Source organism: Traorella sp. mt218 (genome assembly GCF_055420025.1).
Genome location: NZ_JBVAYM010000004.1, coordinates 123,645 through 139,454, shown reverse-complemented (window position 1 = coordinate 139,454; position 15,810 = coordinate 123,645). Strand labels below are relative to the sequence as shown.

Genomic DNA, 15,810 nt, shown 5'->3' with positions numbered 1-15,810 from the left:
TCTGCCCATCAAAATTGAAATTTCCTAATATATGAAAAAACCTCCATAAGCTTATCCACTTTTGGAGGTTCATAAAATATTTATCTTACGATACTGCCTTTAGGTAAATCGCATAAAGCCAAGGCAAGCTTTTCATTATCAGCAGTTTCACCTACTAAAATCATACCCTGACTCTCTACTCCTCGTAACTTGGCAGGCTTTAAATTTGTCACAACGATGACCTTTTTCCCCTTCATATCTTCAGGTGTAAAGTGATCTGCAATACCACTGACGATCTGACGGACATCACCATTGCCGCAATCAATCTGTGAAACTAAAAGACGATCTGCTTTCGGATGTTTCTCACAAGAAAGAACTTCTCCTACCTTTAATTCCAATTTTGAGAAATCATCAAACGTAATTTCTTCTTTTTTCTCTTCCTTTACAGGTTCTTCTTTCTTAGAAGCTGCATGGTCAGCAGCAATTCTTTCCAGCATTTCCTTTTCATCAATACGTGCAAACAGAATTTCCGGTTTTTCTGCAACCTTGATTCCACACTCTAAATTTCCAAAGGTTTCACAGCTTTCAAACGAACGCTGCTGCGTATTTAAAGCATTTAAGATCTTATCACCTGTTTCCGGAAGAAAAGCACTCAGCTGGATAGCAGCAATACGTATCGATTCAAGCAGGTTATATAAGACGGTAGACAGACGATCCATCTTGCCTTCTTTCGCTAAAGTCCAAGGTGTTGTTTCGTCGATATACTTGTTGCAGCGCTTCAATAAGGTGAAAATTTCACTAATCGCATCACCTACGCGCAGCTCATCCATCTTTTTTTCCACTTTCTTTGGCGTATCTAAGGCCAGTGCAATTAATTCCTTATCAACTTCTTCTTCACTCTGTCCTTTGTTTACTACACCATCGAAATATTTATTGGTCATTGAAATCGTCCGATTTACAAGATTACCTAAAACATTCGCAAGATCAGAATTGATCCTTTCGATCATCAATTCCCATGTGATCGTACCATCCTGTGCAAACGGCATCTCACTTAAACAGAAATAGCGGACGGCATCAACACCAAAATAATGCACCAGCTCATCAGCATAAATGACATTTCCCTTAGATTTCGACATCTTACCGTCACCCACTAACAGCCAAGGATGTCCAAATACCTGTTTTGGTAACGGTTCACCCAAAGCCATCAGCATGATCGGCCAATAAATCGTATGGAAACGAAGGATATCCTTTCCGATGATATGTACATCTGCCGGCCAGTATTTTTTATATTTCTCACCATGATTGCCATCAGGATCATAACCAAGACTTGTGATATAGTTGCTTAAAGCATCGATCCATACATAAACCACATGCTTCTTATCAAAATCCACAGGAACACCCCATGTAAAGGTCGATCTTGATACACACAGATCCTGAAGGCCCGGCTTCAAAAAGTTATTGATCATTTCATTCTTTCTTGATTCCGGCTGGATAAATTCAGGATGAGATTCGATATGATCGATCAAACGCTGGGCATATTTCTGTAAATTAAAGAAATAAGCTTCTTCAGTTGCTTTCTTTACAGGACGTCCGCAGTCAGGACATTTCCCATCTACGAGCTGGCTTTCCGTCCAGAAAGATTCACAAGGGGTACAGTAAAGACCTTCATATTTACCCTTATAAATATCTCCCTGATCATAAAGCTTCTTAAATATTTTCTGTACTGTCTTTACATGATAATCATCTGTCGTACGAATAAAATAATCATAATCAATATTCATCAATTTATAATTCTCTTTGATGACCTCAGCTACGGCATCAACATATTCCTGCGGACTGACTCCTGCCTCCTTAGCCTTTTCTTCGATCTTCTGACCATGTTCATCCGTTCCTGTCTGAAAAAATACATCATATCCCTGTTTTCTGCGATAACGGGCAATCGCATCTGAAAGGATGATCTCATAAGTATTGCCAATATGAGGTTTCCCAGATGTATAAGCAATTGCAGTAGTTATATAGTATTTTCCTCTATCCATATATTTTCCTCCATAAAAATAAAAGATTCCGTCAAAGGACGAAATCTCGTGGTACCACCTTTATTCGTGCATTGCTGCACCTCTTTCACTTAACGCGTGTTACGGCTTTCCCTCTTCGAAAAAGCGGTTCAGAAGCCATCTTCATCTGTTCTTTCATATGCCCTTCCACCAGCCGGGCACTCTCTATGCTTCAAAAACAAACTACTCTTTTCGTCATAACCTTTCTCATATTATAGGTGAACTTTTTAGGTTTTTCAACCTTTTTCACTCACTTTTGTTTCACTCTTTGTCAAACAGCGATTGATCAATATCGCTAATAATTTTTCATATTTGCTTTCAGCCTTGGAATCACCCAGCTGGATCATCAAACCATTATCTCCATAATAGTCACTTCCACAGCTGACAAAGCATGCACAATCACGAGCAACCTTTAAATAACGTCGAATATCCTCTTCCTCATGATAAGCAGAGAATATTTCCATACCTTCCACACCCTGTGAAAGAATTTCTTTTAATAACTCAACATCATCTCCACAGCTTTTCTTCGGATAAGCCAATATCGAGATACCCTTCGTTGCCTTGATCGTTTCCAGCACGCTTTGAAGCGTCATCAAAGGTGCTTCCACATAACACTCCTTTTTAGGTGCAAAATAATCCGTATATAAATGCTGGAAAGCATTTTCCTCATCTTCACGATAAGGTTTTAAAAATTCCACATCTTCATACAACGGATTTTTAAGCACTTCATTGATGAGCATCTCCGGTGTAACGATACCGCTTGTCGTCTGATTGACCAGCCTTGAAAGATTCATATCGATGCCGCTCACCTCTTTGAACTTCTCGATCCTCTCTGCCGAAGCTTTGCGCTGTAATCTCAGATGCTCATTTCCCATCTCCACAAACAAAGGATCCTTATAATCAATGCCATATCCTAAGATCGTGAGCGGATAACCCTTATATTCACAATCCATCTCGATCCCCGGAATATATGAGATACCATAAGGCTTACTTAACACCTCAGCCTCAAAATTTGCTTTTACGCTGAATCTATCAGTAATGCTTAAGACCTGAATCCCCAAAGCACTTGCTTTCTGAAAGATTTCTTCCACTGTATCCATACCATAGATGCTGTATTTGGAATGAGCATGCAGATCATAATGATAAAAGCTTTTACCTCTTTCCAATACGGGCAACTCTTCTTTTTCTTCGTCCTCGGCTTTTTTTTTGAGATCCTCTGCTTTCTCAGCAACCGCCGCAATGCTGATCGGTTTGGTACGGCAGATAAAATCAACGATACCTCTTCCATATTTATCAAGAAGGATCACGATCAAATTCAACATGATATAAATCGGAATCCCGATTCCATGATAAATATAGAAACATCCTAAGAATGCAAGACCACCAAGCATCTCACGAAGCATTCGCTGTGCCGATGAAGCCTTTTTATTAGAAGTATTTAAAATACGAATATCATAAACTGTCTGTCCCAAGGTCTTTCCATATACATACGTAATAAAAGGATTGGTAATGACAAAAGATGCAAATATGATATAACGGATCGTATCATCCAAAAATGTCATGACCGTTGCCGGTAAAAAGCCGGCCAATATGATAAAAATGATGAGATCCCACACCAAAAGAGGGATAAGTGTGATAACTAAATCGGTCGTCACTGCCATAAATCTTGAGAAAATATTTTTTTGTTTCATCTTATCACTTCCTTTTATTATTATATACGATAGATTCCCATATTTCAAAACTATTCGTCCAAACAGCCCAGAATTTCAAGAATTCTATTCAAATCATCGACACCATGATAAGAAATGACGATTTGCTTCGTATCAATCTTTACTTTTGTCTGAAATTTCTCTTCCAACCGATGATTTAAGTTTTCAATGAAAGGATCTTCTTTTGGCGCCGTTTTCTTCTTTTTAGGTTCATTCATTTCCTTTACTAAAGCTTCAACCTTACGAACGCTCAGATGTTCCCTGATGGCCTGATTTGCCAAAAGAATCAGATCCTCTTGATTTTCAACTCCCAAAAGAGCACGGACATGTCCCATTGAAAGCTTACCATCCAGCACCATTTTCTGAACAGCTTCAGGCAGCTTTAAAAGACGCAGCATATTCGTCACATGCTCACGGCTCTTGCCTATTTTTTTTGCCAGCTGTTCCTGAGTCATATTTAATTTTTCAATGATTTTCTGATATCCCTGCGCCTCTTCGATAGCATTCAGATCTTCACGCTGCACATTCTCCAAAAGAGCAATTTCCATCATTGCTTCATCATCAAAATCAACGATGATGGCCGGTATCGTTTCCTTATTGGCCATTTTGCTCGCTCTCAGTCTTCGCTCACCGGCAACCAGTTCATAACCGGATACGGCCTTCTTGACAAGGATCGGTGTAAACACTCCATGGATTGCAATGGAATCAGCCAGCTCCTGTAATTTATGTTCATCAAACTGTTTTCTAGGCTGATATGGATTCGGCTTGATTTCATTTACATCGATTTCAGTGGTAGAAGTGCTGTTATGTTGGATATCTTCAAGAAGATCGGTAATATTCTCTCCAAAGATCGCATCCAGCCCCTGTGTGGCAGCCTCTAAACCATGTCCCAGTTTACTTTTCTTTGCCATTCTATACCTCCTTCTGATTCTGTTTTACAACTTCACTTGCAAGGCCTGCATAAGCCTTCGCACCATCACATCTTACATCATATTCAAAAATTGTTTTTCCATGAGAAGGACTCTCTGATAATTTTACGTTGCGTGGTATGTAATTGCGATACACCTTTTCCTTAAAATGCTTGCGCACGTTCTGTTGTACCTCCACACTTAAATTCGTACGTGCATCATACATCGTCAACAGCACTCCTTCGATCACTAAATTCGGATTGAACAGCTGCTGGACAAGACGAATCGTTAAAAGAAGCTGGGTTACTCCCTCTAATGCATAATATTCACACTGAATAGGAATCAGCACGGAATCTGCCGCCGTCAAAGCATTGGTATTTAATAAACCCAACGAAGGCGGACAATCAATGATGATAAAATCATATTGATCCTTGACCTCATCCAGCTTTGTCTTTAACAGCTTCTCTTTGCCTACTTCAAATTTCACCATCTGCAAATCAGCCCCCGCTAACTGAATATTGCTTGGAATCAGATCGATCGGTGGAAAATCGAGCTTTTTTACGACATCTTTGACCCGAAACTTTTCCATGATCAGGTTATACACGGATAGCTTATTCCCCTTAGCACTGCCGCCAACACCTTGTGTCGCATTACCTTGCGGATCAAAGTCAACCAATAACACCTTCTTGCCTAAATAACCTAAGCCTGCTGCCAGATTAATGCTTGTCGTTGTTTTGCCTACGCCGCCCTTCTGATTTGAAACTGCGATTATTTTTCCCATATGCTCACCCTATTCCTTTGGAAAATGGATCGTCATCGTATATCCATCTTCATCCTCATATTCACTTAAATCAGCTTTGATCCCTGCTCGCTGAATCATGGCATAAGCCTGCCGAACGGTGTTCAGCGCAATCTTGATTTCTCTGGTAAAGCCTTTTAATTTTACTTTTTCTTTCTTCTCCTGCTTGATCAGATTTTCCGTCTGTGAAACATTCAAGCCTTTTTTTACGATCTTATCCAGCATCTCCTGCTGCTTTTTTTCATCCATGCCAACTAACGAACGGGCATGACGTTCAGTAATGATCTTGCTGCTAACGGCATTCTGCACATTCTCAGAAAGATTCAAAAGGCGGATCTTATTGGCAATCGCACTCTGACTTTTCCCCAGCTTCAACGCCAATTCGCTCTGCGTACAGCCGCTGACCTTCATGATCTGAACAAAGGCCTTAGCTTCTTCGATCGCACTTAGATCCTCACGCTGAATATTTTCCACTAAGGCAAGTGCCGCCATCTGCGACTCCTGCACATCCATGACATTGGCCGGGATCTCCGTCATGCCGATCATCTGACAGGCACGATAACGACGCTCTCCGGCAATGATTTCATAATAACCATCTTTCTCTTTTAATGTTACCGGCTGTATCAATCCATTTTCCCGTATTGACTGCGCCAGATCCATCAGGCTTTCCTGATTAAACTCGATTCTTGGCTGATATGGATTGGCTACGATCTTTTCAATAGGTACCATTAATATTTCTTTCATACTACTCACCTCTTAACGGATTCTTCTTCATCTTAGAAAATGGACGGGGATATTTTTTAGGTGTTGGTCTTACCTTCACACATTCAATATTGATACGGCTCATTCCCTCCAATGAAGCTTCAAAAACATGTTTCACTTCACAGCCTAAAAGTGTCAAAGCCTTTTGACTCTCTTTCAGCTCTTCTCTGCCATTAGCCCCCTTCATCACGACAAAGCGGCCCCCTACTTTCACTAACGGAATACACAGCTCACATAATAAAGGCATATTGGCAACAGCCCTTGCTGTTACAAAATCAAACGATTCCCTTAATTCATGACATTCTTCCGCACGCGCATGAAGCAGCACTGCTTCGATTTTCAAAGCATTGCACAGCTCATTTAAAAAGGTTACTCGTTTTCCTAATGTTTCTATGATAGTCACATCCAATTTCGGATTCATGATTTTTAAAGGAATGCTCGGAAATCCCGCCCCGCTTCCAACATCACATAAGCTTCCGCTGAAATTTATATCAAAGCTGGGAATCAATGAATCATAGAAATGCTTCATATAGATGCCTTCTTCATCTGTAATGCTTGTCAGATTCATCTTCTGATTCCACTCAGCCAGCATCGATGCATAAATTTCAAACTGTTTCTTTTGAATATCATTCAATTTTATCTGATGTTCATTTAATTTTTCTTCAAAGCGGTCAACAATTTCCATATATTCCTCCAGTCACCCTATTATACCAAAATTCTAATCACATCAAAATAGAAAAGTGAGGATTTTATGAAATCAAAATATTCTTATATCCCCTTCTATATTTAAAAAAGTACAAAAAAACACATATTTCTTCAAATATACGTCAAAATCATCTGATTTTTACAAAAATTCTGCTTATTTTACTTTTATTTTACATAATGCTGATAACTATTTTAAATAAATCTGATAAAACATGAATGAAGGAATGATAAATTATGGATATATTTGACTTTTTAACAATGCTTGGAGGCTTATCCCTCTTTTTATTCGGTATGAATATCATGGGGCAGGCCTTAGAAAGAAGAGCGGGAAGCAATCTGCGTTCACTTCTCAGTAAGCTGACATCCAATCGAATCGTCGGCCTCCTGACAGGATTAGGAATCACCGCCGTCATCCAGAGTTCATCAGCAACAACCGTCATGGTCGTCGGCTTCGTGAATTCCGGATTAATGACCTTGAAGCAGGCAATCAATGTCATCATGGGTGCCAATATCGGTACGACCGTAACTGCATGGCTATTGAGCCTTACAGGCATTACCAGCAGCAATTTCTTTGTACAGATGCTGAAGCCTTCTTCATTTACACCGATTCTGGCTGTCATCGGAGTGATTCTTTATATGTTCTGCAAGAACACGAAGAAAAACGATACCGGCCTGATCTTTCTTGGATTTGCGACATTGATGTTCGGTATGGAAACGATGTCCAATGCTGTCAGCGGTCTTGCAGATGTGGAAGCTTTCAGAAATCTCTTCATTACTTTTGAAAATCCGATTCTGGGAATGCTGGCAGGTGCCATCCTGACGGGAATCATACAATCAAGCTCTGCTTCGGTAGGAATCCTGCAGGCATTGGCTGTTACGGGACAGGTTTCTTATGGTGCCGCTATCCCTATCATCATGGGACAGAATATCGGTACCTGTGTGACGGCCCTGCTGTCTTCGATCGGCACAAATAAAAATGCAAAGCGGGCGGCCATGGTCCATCTTTCATTTAATGTTATCGGAACGATCGTATGGCTCAGCGTATTCTGTATCGTGAAGGCTTGGTTTGATCCTGTATTATTAAATCAGCCGGCATCGCTGGTGGGTATTGCTGTGGCACACTCTTCTTTTAATATTTTGTGTACGATACTCATGCTTCCGCTTTCTGATTTCTTAGAAAAGCTGGTCATTTTCTTAGTACCGGATAACAAGGATGCCGAAGACGACAAGCTTCTTAAGATCATCAGTGATTTTGAGCGGATTTCCAATTTAGCGGTGAATCTTCTGGAATCAGCCGAAGAATTAAAGATCAAGGATCTCCATCTCAGCAAAACGGCCGAAAAAGAAATGAACCTTTTCATTGAGGCCATCAATGAAATCCTGAAGCTTTCCCAAACCGCCTTCCTTAACAATGATCTTGAAGCCGCTGAAAGGGTCGAACCACTGATGCAGGCCATCGACACACTTAAAGAAGAATTGCGAACACGTCATATCCAACGCTTGCAACGAGGAGAATGCAGCATTGAAGCCGGATTTGTCTGGACAGACATTCTGACAAACCTGGAACGAATATCCAGACACTGTTCAAGCATTGCCCGCAATGTGATCGATATTTCACTTGAAGATATCAATCTCCATGAATATCTTCGCAATATGCGAAGCACCAATGAAAGCTTCAAAGAAAATTATCTTTCATATCTTAATAAATATTCTCCAAAAAATATAGAAGCTCAAACAGCATAAAGATATGCCAGCAACGGCATATCTTTTTATATATCTTCAATATAATGAACTTCAGATTCATTCCAACATTTCATATAAACTCTTTCTTTGCCATCAAGATTCAATTGATACATACGGAAAATCACTTGTATATTTTTGGGCTGCCATAACTCACATAAGAATAACAATACTTCATACCCAAATGTTTCATAACCCTTCCACTGGCCTCATTTTTTACATCATGCGTAGCTGTGATATAAGAAAACGAATCTTTTTTAACTGTTCGATCAATCCTCTTAATACACAAGTCCCTGATGCCAGTATTTCTTACTCAGAACATAGCCAAGATCATGACTTTTTTCCATACTGAGTTGAATATATGTACATAAAAAAATGCATCTTCCGATGCATTTTAATTAAGCTTTATCATTTGAACCGAATTCTACGATCTTAGCCTTTACTAATTCTTTGATAGCTTCTGTTCCCGGAGCTAACAGCTTACGAGGGTCGAATCCTTTACCAACCTGATCCTTACCTTCTTCGATGTATTTACGAGTAGCTTCTGCGAAAGCGATCTGGCACTCTGTATTCACATTGATCTTGCTGACACCTAATGAAATTGCCTTAGCGATCTGATCAGCAGGAATACCTGAACCGCCATGCAATACAAGTGGCTTACCATTTGTCTTAGCCTGAATCTGTGCCAATACATCAAAATTCAATCCGGCCCAGTTTGCAGGATACTTACCATGGATGTTTCCGATACCGGCAGCTAAGAAATCAACACCTAATGCAGCAATCTTAGCACATTCTTCCGGATCAGCAACCTCACCTGTACCGATAACGCCATCTTCTTCACCACCGATAGCACCTACTTCACACTCAACAGAAATTCCTTTTGAGTGAGCTAATTCAATGATTTCTTTTGACTTTGCAACGTTTTCTTCAAAATCATATTTTGAACCATCAAACATAACTGAAGAGAAACCAGCTTCGATACAAGCCTTTGCACCGTCAAATGAACCGTGATCCAAGTGTAAAGCAACCGGAACCGTAATTCCTAAATAATCGATCAATTCTTTGACCATAGCTGCTACTGTCTTGTAACCACCCATGTATTTTCCAGCACCTTCACTTACACCTAAGATCACAGGTGAATTCGTTTCCTGTGCTGCCTGTAAGATTGCTTTTGTCCATTCAAGGTTATTAATATTGAATGCTCCTACAGCGTAATGACCAGCATGGGCCTTTTCCAACATTTCTGTTGCGCTAACTAATGCCATAATTTCTTCCTCCTCTATTTTCTGCACTTTTATTATACTCAATTTCCATGCAAAGTTAAAGCAAGAAAATTTAAAAAATTAAGAAAAATATATTTGTTCATAAGAAAAGCAGAGAATATTCCTCTGCTCATATCAAAACACTAATATTTTTCTTCGTCTTTTTCGTTTTCTTCTTCCTCGTCATCTAAATCAAATTCATCATCTTCATCGCCATCATCATCCATAAATTCCGCAGTATCGATCACCGTTTCACTAAAAGTATGGCGACTTCTTAAATCCCATTTGTTTTCACCCATGTTCACAAAGCGGCTGTCTAAACACAAGTCAGAATAGAACTGCGCAATCATGTCTTCCTGTTGGGAAGGACTTAAAGCTTCGATTTGTGAAATTTCTTCCCAAAGCTTTAGAAAAGGTGTGGGTTTCTTTTTCTTTGTCAGCAGGTTATACGCAATATCAAGCTTTGATGCTTTCATGTAAATCCTCCTCCCTTCCATTAACTTTCCTATATATACAACGCTTTACATGTGTTGTCAAGAGTTTCTTTTCGTAATAAGAATATGTGCCAAATCCCAAACTATACCACTTTTCTGATTTTAATGCTTAATCGGTAAGATTCGACCACATGACTCTCATGCATAACATCATAAATAAGCGTGATCATTTCTTCTTTTTGATCATAATGACGTGTATAAAGCCCAATCTCTAATATACCATATTGGCTTTCGATCAGCCCTTTTGTCTTCTGTTTTAAAATAAAATCCAACGTGGATCGATTCTCACAATTACGATATATCGTACACCCTTTATCATCTCCTTTGATTTCCACCGTACCCATATAAGGCTTTTTTTCCTCAAAAGAGAAATGAAAATCATGTACATTTTTCTCTGCTTCTAAGATTTGATCACATAAAAGAACCTCTTCTTTCGTCGTCAGATTTTTTTGTTTTACGGATACCTTATATTTCATGAGTATCATTATAGCGATTCTTTTTCTGATTACAACATTTTTGATTAAGAATTTCTTTTTTTTCGCATAATAAAGATGAGGTGTTTTATGAAAAAAGCATTGAAATGGTTTTTTGGCGGATGCAGTTTTCTTTTTTTTATCTTCCTATTGTTTTTCGGCTGTGCTAAGCTCATACCGTTAGACCTGACATCAAAAAAAGAGAAAATAACGCTTTATGATATCAATCAGGAAGTATTTTATGAATCTAACTTCAATGAACAGCTTACTTGGCGTCAATTAGATGAATTTCCTGATGAACTTCTTGAATTTATCATCCAGATTGAAGATAAGCGTTTTTATGATCATTTGGGATTTGATCCGATTCGTATCGCAAAAGCAATGATCACGAATCTTAAGGCAAATAAAATCGTGGAAGGCGGCAGCTCGCTTTCCCAGCAAATGGCCAAGAATCTTTTTTTAACGAATCAACAGACATATTCACGAAAGCTCCAGGAACTTTTTTATGCCGCCCAGATGGAAATGCAGTACAGCAAAGAAGAAATACTGGAAAGTTATCTTAATACATTATACTTTGGACATGGGATCTATGGATTTCATGAAGCCAGTGAGTTTTACTTTAATCAGCCTTTACAGGATTGTTCGCAGGCAGAGATGGTCATGCTGATCGGAATCATCAATGGTCCTTCTTTATATTCACCGTTTATCGATCTTGAAGCTTCCATGGAGCGGACACATCTTTTATTAACCTATCTCAAAGATGAAGGAATCCTAAGTCAAATTGAGTATGAGCATGCTGTAAAAGAAAAGATCGCACTGGCAGAAGAAAAATACGAGGATGAAGATGCCTCCTACTATATTCAGGCTGTCTTAGATGAAATGAATGCATTAAAGATCGATACTTCATCCGGTATTGCAATATATACATCCTATGATCCTAAGGCCCAGCATGCCCTCAGCACCTCGATACGCTCACATGCCAGTAGTGATGTCTGTGAAAGCAGCGGCATCATCCTGGATCCGTCAACAGGCTCGATCGCAGCGATCAGCGGAGGCAAAAACTATACGACAAGCGAATATATACGGCCGCTGTATTCTAAACGCCAGGTAGGCTCTACCATCAAACCTCTGTTGTATTACAATGCACTTAGGGCAGGCTTTACGCCATCCACTCTTTTTATGTCGTCACCTACGACCTTTCAAATTGATGAAAATACGACCTATGCACCTATTAACTATGATAATCGTTATCCTAACCGCGAGATTTCAATGATCAATGCGATTGCCGTTTCTGATAATATCTATGCCATGAAAACACACTTATTTTTAGGTATGGATGTCTTAAGCGATTCTCTCAAAGCTTTTCATGTCGAATCCGATCCTCTTCCCTCATTAGCTCTGGGAACCGTTGAAATGTCCCTCATGGAGCTTACTTCTATCTATAATACATTTGCATCCATGGGCTACTATACCAAACCGACGTTTATCAAAGCAATCTATCAGGATCAAAAGGTGCTTTATGAAAATGAATATAAAAAAACGATCAGCCTGGACAGCGATACCGTCCTTGTCTTGAATCAGCTGCTGACAAGCACCTATGATATCAAAAATAAAACCGTAACGATGCCTACTCTTGTCAATACAGCCCCAAAAGTCAAAGTGGCCGCTAAATCCGGTACCAGTGATTTTGACAGTTTGATCGTTGGTTACAATCCGGATTATACGATTGGGATATGGAGCGGTTTTGACGATGCGCGCATATTAAAAGAGGAATATTTTCAAATATCTAAGAAAATATTCCAAAGTACGTTCAATCAGCTTTATGAAGATGAAACAGTATCCAGCTGGTATCAGAAAAGTAAAAACATTGAAGCACGCATCGTAAATCCCATTACCGGCAAGGAATCACTGTTAGGAAGTGAATACTGGTATCTGAAATAGCTTTATTGGCATTCAAAAACAATTCTACCTTGTCCTTTATCCACTTGAAGCTTCATGATTGCACCATTGATCATGATCATCCTTGGACTTGTATGTCCGATATCACAGTTATATACATAAGGAATGTCCTCCAAAGCTTCTTTTAAGGCATCCTGATACGTCATTCCCGTATGGTTGCTTTCAAAACAGGTTCTGCCAAACAAAACTGCTTTTGTATAGTTAAAATAATTGGCGTATTTCATCTGTAATAATGTCAGATAGACATCTTCAGCACTCATTCCATAATTATCAAAATACCAGATGAACCCATCTTCTTTATATTTTTCTATGAAAGAGGCTGTCGCATCATATCGGGTTCCCATAAGGTCTTTGATCACCTCTAAACAGCCACCGATACACCTTCCGCTCACATCGATCTTCTGATCATGGAGCCAGATAACCTTTTGGTCAAAGATCAGTTTTTCTTCCTGATAATTCTTTTGTGACTGAAAATAATCAAATGATGTTTGGACGACCAGATTTCCTTCCATGATCTTTAAGCTTTTCTCTACATAATCATGTTCAATATAAAATGAGCCGGCATTCATACCATACAGACTGGCAATGTCATATCTTGTCGTCAGGATATAGAGAAGTGAAGTAGGATCGGAATATCCCATATACCATTTTGGATGCCGGCATATCAGATCCCAATCAATATAAGGCAATATTTCAAACATAAAATCACCGCCGCTGGCACACAGGATCATCCTTGCTTCATCATCTAAGCATAATGCTTCCAACTCTTTTGCACGAACAAATGCCGTATTGGAACGATATCCGCTGTTACGGACACTGGCTGTTTCTTTGATCTGATACTTTTTCATAAGACGCTGAATCGAACATTCATATTCATCCAGCTTCATGCCTACGCCTTTGCTGGGCGCACAGATACCAATCGTTTCATTTGGTTTTATAAATTTAGGATAATACACAGTTTTTCTCCTTTTATTCTATTTTATAGGAAAGAATGCTTTTTTATCTTCCTTTAGCTTTCCATGGACAATGGCAGATACGATATCACTGACAACGGACAATTCTTCAATGGATCCATTCTCTTTTAAAATCCAGATATTATGTCCTTCACCGCTTTTATAAGGCTGGTATGGCCGCTGTCTGGCTTCATCATGAATCACATAATATTTTGGATCATAACCAAGCTGGCGTACCTTTTCTTTAATTTTTGCCAAATCATCTTCATCATAGATCGTTTTATATTCAAATAGATCTCGATTTAAAAGACGACGGGCCAGATCCGCAACAATCGCATCATCCGATTCACTCAGCAGTGTAAAGCCATATAAAGCGGCTGATTCATCCATCTTAAAATGATCTTCGACCGTATCCTGCTGCTTCAAGAACGGCTGGAACATCCGAATGTGATCCAGCTTGGAAGGATCGCTCGCATAAAGATCCTTCAATCGTTTAAAGACGCTGTGTAAGATCCCTTCATAGCTGCGTGTTACCGGATGGAAATACACCTGCCAGTACATATGATAACGTGCCATGATATAGTCTTCGACCGTATGAATCCCGCTTTCCTTCATCACGATCTTACGATCCTTGACCCGCATCGTACGCAAGATCCTTTCCAGATCGAAATTACCATAGCTGGTTCCTGTAAAATACGCATCCCTTAATAAATAGTCCATACGATCAGCATCCAATTGTCCGGAAACGATCTGATTTAAGAGATCATTAGGATGAGAGTAATCAATGATCGATGCTACTTTATCCGGAAAATCATCGGCAATGCCGCTTAAAATATGATGAATCTCAGTATCCTCTAAAATAATCCTTCGTGTATAGGTTTCATGAGTCGTAGGTGTAATGGCTTCAAAGGCATGAGAAAAAGGACCATGACCCACATCATGAAGCAAGGCAGCGCACATGACCGTTACCTTATCCTCTTCGCTCAGATCTTTCAATCCACTGACCTCATTCACCATTCTTCTTGTGATCTCATACACTCCCAGGGAATGAGCAAAACGTGAATGCTCTGCGGTATGATAGACCATATAGGTACCACCCAATTGATGGATCCTTCTAAGGCGTTGAAATTCTTTGGCATTGATGCAATCCCATATGACTTGATATTCAACATGAATATATCCATGCACAGGATCGCGCATGACCTTCACTTCGTTTGTTTTCGCAAACATGATCTCACCTCGCTTGAATATCTGCAATTGCTGCCTCTACGCTATCGACGACATGATCCGCCTCTTTTTGAATGGCTTCAGTGGCACTTTGAACGGTATAGCTTTGAAATTGACGAAGCATTCCTACATCATTATAAGAATCTCCTATGACAAAAACCTCATCGGCTTCTGTATGCATGGCAATTATTTCTACCGCATGCTCTTTGCTGGCATGCTCACCGACGATGTCGATAAAGCTCTTGTTGACATAAACACTGCATCCAAGCTTCATTTCCTTTAGCTTTTCAGATAAAAGAAGCGCTTTTTCCTCACTTCCGCAACTGATCGAACACATATAGATATCGTCATCAATTTCATGATAGTCTTTGACATGACAACGATATAAAGATCGATGATGCAGTTTAAAGAGCCAGTCATGGATATTAAAATGAAAGCTCTTATGAAAGACCTTCGTAAGAGAAAGGATGCTTATTTGCGAAACACCTTCCTTCATTAAGACATCATAAAGACGATCTAAATCAATTTTTAAAGGATCGTCATATAAGACCTTACCTTTAGAATCCAGAATTCGTCCGCCATTATAAACAGCCAAGTAATCCGGACGGAAATCTGTATCTTCAAAATGACTGAGAATAGATGCAGCATCTCTGCCGGTTACGATTGCGAAAACATTCTTTTTTTGAAATACACTGGCAGCAGATATATTTTCCATGAACATTTTTTTATTTCTGAAAAAAAATGTTCCATCAAAATCTGAGGCTAAAAGCTTCATGACTTCACTCC

Annotated in this window: 14 protein-coding genes and 1 other annotated feature; of the genes, 2 read left to right on the top strand and 12 right to left on the bottom strand. The window is 39.4% G+C overall.

The features are described 5' to 3' along the window. Positions 1-80: 80 nt before the first annotated feature. From metG to rsmG, 6 genes are all read right to left on the bottom strand, one after another. Positions 81-2,015, bottom strand: a complete 1,935-nt coding sequence (gene metG, locus ACZYT3_RS03680; RefSeq protein WP_294562949.1) for a methionine--tRNA ligase — start codon at positions 2,013-2,015, stop codon at positions 81-83. Positions 2,016-2,046: 31 nt separating this feature from the next. Further along, positions 2,047-2,241 (bottom strand) — a binding site (T-box leader). Between the two features lie 28 nt (positions 2,242-2,269). After that, positions 2,270-3,724, bottom strand: a complete 1,455-nt coding sequence (locus tag ACZYT3_RS03675) for a PHP domain-containing protein (protein WP_464087728.1) — start codon at positions 3,722-3,724, stop codon at positions 2,270-2,272. Positions 3,725-3,774: 50 nt separating this feature from the next. After that, positions 3,775-4,653, bottom strand: a complete 879-nt coding sequence (locus ACZYT3_RS03670) for a ParB/RepB/Spo0J family partition protein (RefSeq protein WP_294562947.1) — start codon at positions 4,651-4,653, stop codon at positions 3,775-3,777. A 1-nt stretch (position 4,654) separates the two neighbouring features. Continuing rightward, positions 4,655-5,431 carry a ParA family protein gene (locus ACZYT3_RS03665; protein ID WP_294562946.1) on the bottom strand — a complete coding sequence of 259 codons (777 nt, stop codon included), beginning with the start codon at positions 5,429-5,431 and terminating at the stop codon, positions 4,655-4,657. Between the two features lie 9 nt (positions 5,432-5,440). Continuing rightward, the gene (locus ACZYT3_RS03660) at positions 5,441-6,193 is read right to left on the bottom strand and encodes a ParB/RepB/Spo0J family partition protein (protein WP_464087727.1); all 753 of its coding nucleotides are present in this window, start codon (positions 6,191-6,193) and stop codon (positions 5,441-5,443) included. Position 6,194: 1 nt separating this feature from the next. Beyond that, the gene (rsmG, locus tag ACZYT3_RS03655) at positions 6,195-6,896 is read right to left on the bottom strand and encodes a 16S rRNA (guanine(527)-N(7))-methyltransferase RsmG (RefSeq protein ID WP_294562944.1); all 702 of its coding nucleotides are present in this window, start codon (positions 6,894-6,896) and stop codon (positions 6,195-6,197) included. Between the two features lie 254 nt (positions 6,897-7,150). Here rsmG and ACZYT3_RS03650 point away from each other — a divergent pair, with 254 nt between their 5' ends. After that, complete coding sequence (locus ACZYT3_RS03650) at positions 7,151-8,659, top strand: Na/Pi cotransporter family protein (RefSeq protein WP_464087726.1); 1,509 nt, start codon at positions 7,151-7,153, stop codon at positions 8,657-8,659. A 395-nt stretch (positions 8,660-9,054) separates the two neighbouring features. On the opposite strand, the gene fba is transcribed toward ACZYT3_RS03650, so the two are convergent. The 3 genes from fba to ACZYT3_RS03635 form a co-directional block, all read right to left on the bottom strand. Continuing rightward, positions 9,055-9,921 carry a class II fructose-1,6-bisphosphate aldolase gene (gene fba, locus ACZYT3_RS03645; protein ID WP_071441127.1) on the bottom strand — a complete coding sequence of 289 codons (867 nt, stop codon included), beginning with the start codon at positions 9,919-9,921 and terminating at the stop codon, positions 9,055-9,057. 140 nt (positions 9,922-10,061) lie between these two features. Beyond that, the gene (rpoE, locus tag ACZYT3_RS03640; protein ID WP_294562942.1) at positions 10,062-10,394 is read right to left on the bottom strand and encodes a DNA-directed RNA polymerase subunit delta; all 333 of its coding nucleotides are present in this window, start codon (positions 10,392-10,394) and stop codon (positions 10,062-10,064) included. Between the two features lie 101 nt (positions 10,395-10,495). Continuing rightward, positions 10,496-10,888, bottom strand: a complete 393-nt coding sequence (locus tag ACZYT3_RS03635; RefSeq protein WP_464087725.1) for a DUF1934 family protein — start codon at positions 10,886-10,888, stop codon at positions 10,496-10,498. Positions 10,889-10,975: 87 nt separating this feature from the next. Between ACZYT3_RS03635 and ACZYT3_RS03630 the strand changes: the two genes are divergently transcribed. Further along, entirely contained in the window at positions 10,976-12,826 is a 1,851-nt protein-coding gene (locus ACZYT3_RS03630) for a transglycosylase domain-containing protein (protein WP_464087724.1), read from the top strand. 2 nt (positions 12,827-12,828) lie between these two features. On the opposite strand, the gene ACZYT3_RS03625 is transcribed toward ACZYT3_RS03630, so the two are convergent. Genes ACZYT3_RS03625 through ACZYT3_RS03615 form a run of 3 tightly spaced genes read right to left on the bottom strand, consistent with a single transcriptional unit; the run spans position 12,829 to position 15,799 of the window. After that, entirely contained in the window at positions 12,829-13,800 is a 972-nt protein-coding gene (locus ACZYT3_RS03625; RefSeq protein WP_464087723.1) for a S66 family peptidase, read from the bottom strand. Positions 13,801-13,818: 18 nt separating this feature from the next. Beyond that, a complete protein-coding gene (locus ACZYT3_RS03620; RefSeq protein ID WP_294562938.1) occupies positions 13,819-15,027 on the bottom strand; it encodes an HD domain-containing protein in 1,209 nt (402 codons plus the stop codon). A 4-nt stretch (positions 15,028-15,031) separates the two neighbouring features. After that, entirely contained in the window at positions 15,032-15,799 is a 768-nt protein-coding gene (locus tag ACZYT3_RS03615) for an HAD-IIB family hydrolase (RefSeq protein ID WP_464087722.1), read from the bottom strand. Positions 15,800-15,810 lie beyond the last annotated feature (11 nt).

What these genes read in the sequence shown, in the direction of transcription:
- ACZYT3_RS03660 (WP_464087727.1), bottom strand. Translation starts at nt 6,193, where the DNA reads ATGAAAGAAATATTAATGGTACCTATTGAAAAGATCGTAGCCAATCCA.
- ACZYT3_RS03670 (WP_294562947.1), bottom strand. Translation starts at nt 4,653, where the DNA reads ATGGCAAAGAAAAGTAAACTGGGACATGGTTTAGAGGCTGCCACACAG.
- ACZYT3_RS03635 (WP_464087725.1), bottom strand. Translation starts at nt 10,888, where the DNA reads ATGAAATATAAGGTATCCGTAAAACAAAAAAATCTGACGACGAAAGAA.
- ACZYT3_RS03665 (WP_294562946.1), bottom strand. Translation starts at nt 5,431, where the DNA reads ATGGGAAAAATAATCGCAGTTTCAAATCAGAAGGGCGGCGTAGGCAAA.
- rpoE (WP_294562942.1), bottom strand. Translation starts at nt 10,394, where the DNA reads ATGAAAGCATCAAAGCTTGATATTGCGTATAACCTGCTGACAAAGAAA.
- ACZYT3_RS03675 (WP_464087728.1), bottom strand. Translation starts at nt 3,724, where the DNA reads ATGAAACAAAAAAATATTTTCTCAAGATTTATGGCAGTGACGACCGAT.
- ACZYT3_RS03650 (WP_464087726.1), top strand. Translation starts at nt 7,151, where the DNA reads ATGGATATATTTGACTTTTTAACAATGCTTGGAGGCTTATCCCTCTTT.
- metG (WP_294562949.1), bottom strand. Translation starts at nt 2,015, where the DNA reads ATGGATAGAGGAAAATACTATATAACTACTGCAATTGCTTATACATCT.
- rsmG (WP_294562944.1), bottom strand. Translation starts at nt 6,896, where the DNA reads ATGGAAATTGTTGACCGCTTTGAAGAAAAATTAAATGAACATCAGATA.
- fba (WP_071441127.1), bottom strand. Translation starts at nt 9,921, where the DNA reads ATGGCATTAGTTAGCGCAACAGAAATGTTGGAAAAGGCCCATGCTGGT.
- ACZYT3_RS03630 (WP_464087724.1), top strand. Translation starts at nt 10,976, where the DNA reads ATGAAAAAAGCATTGAAATGGTTTTTTGGCGGATGCAGTTTTCTTTTT.
- ACZYT3_RS03615 (WP_464087722.1), bottom strand. Translation starts at nt 15,799, where the DNA reads ATGAAGCTTTTAGCCTCAGATTTTGATGGAACATTTTTTTTCAGAAAT.
- ACZYT3_RS03620 (WP_294562938.1), bottom strand. Translation starts at nt 15,027, where the DNA reads ATGTTTGCGAAAACAAACGAAGTGAAGGTCATGCGCGATCCTGTGCAT.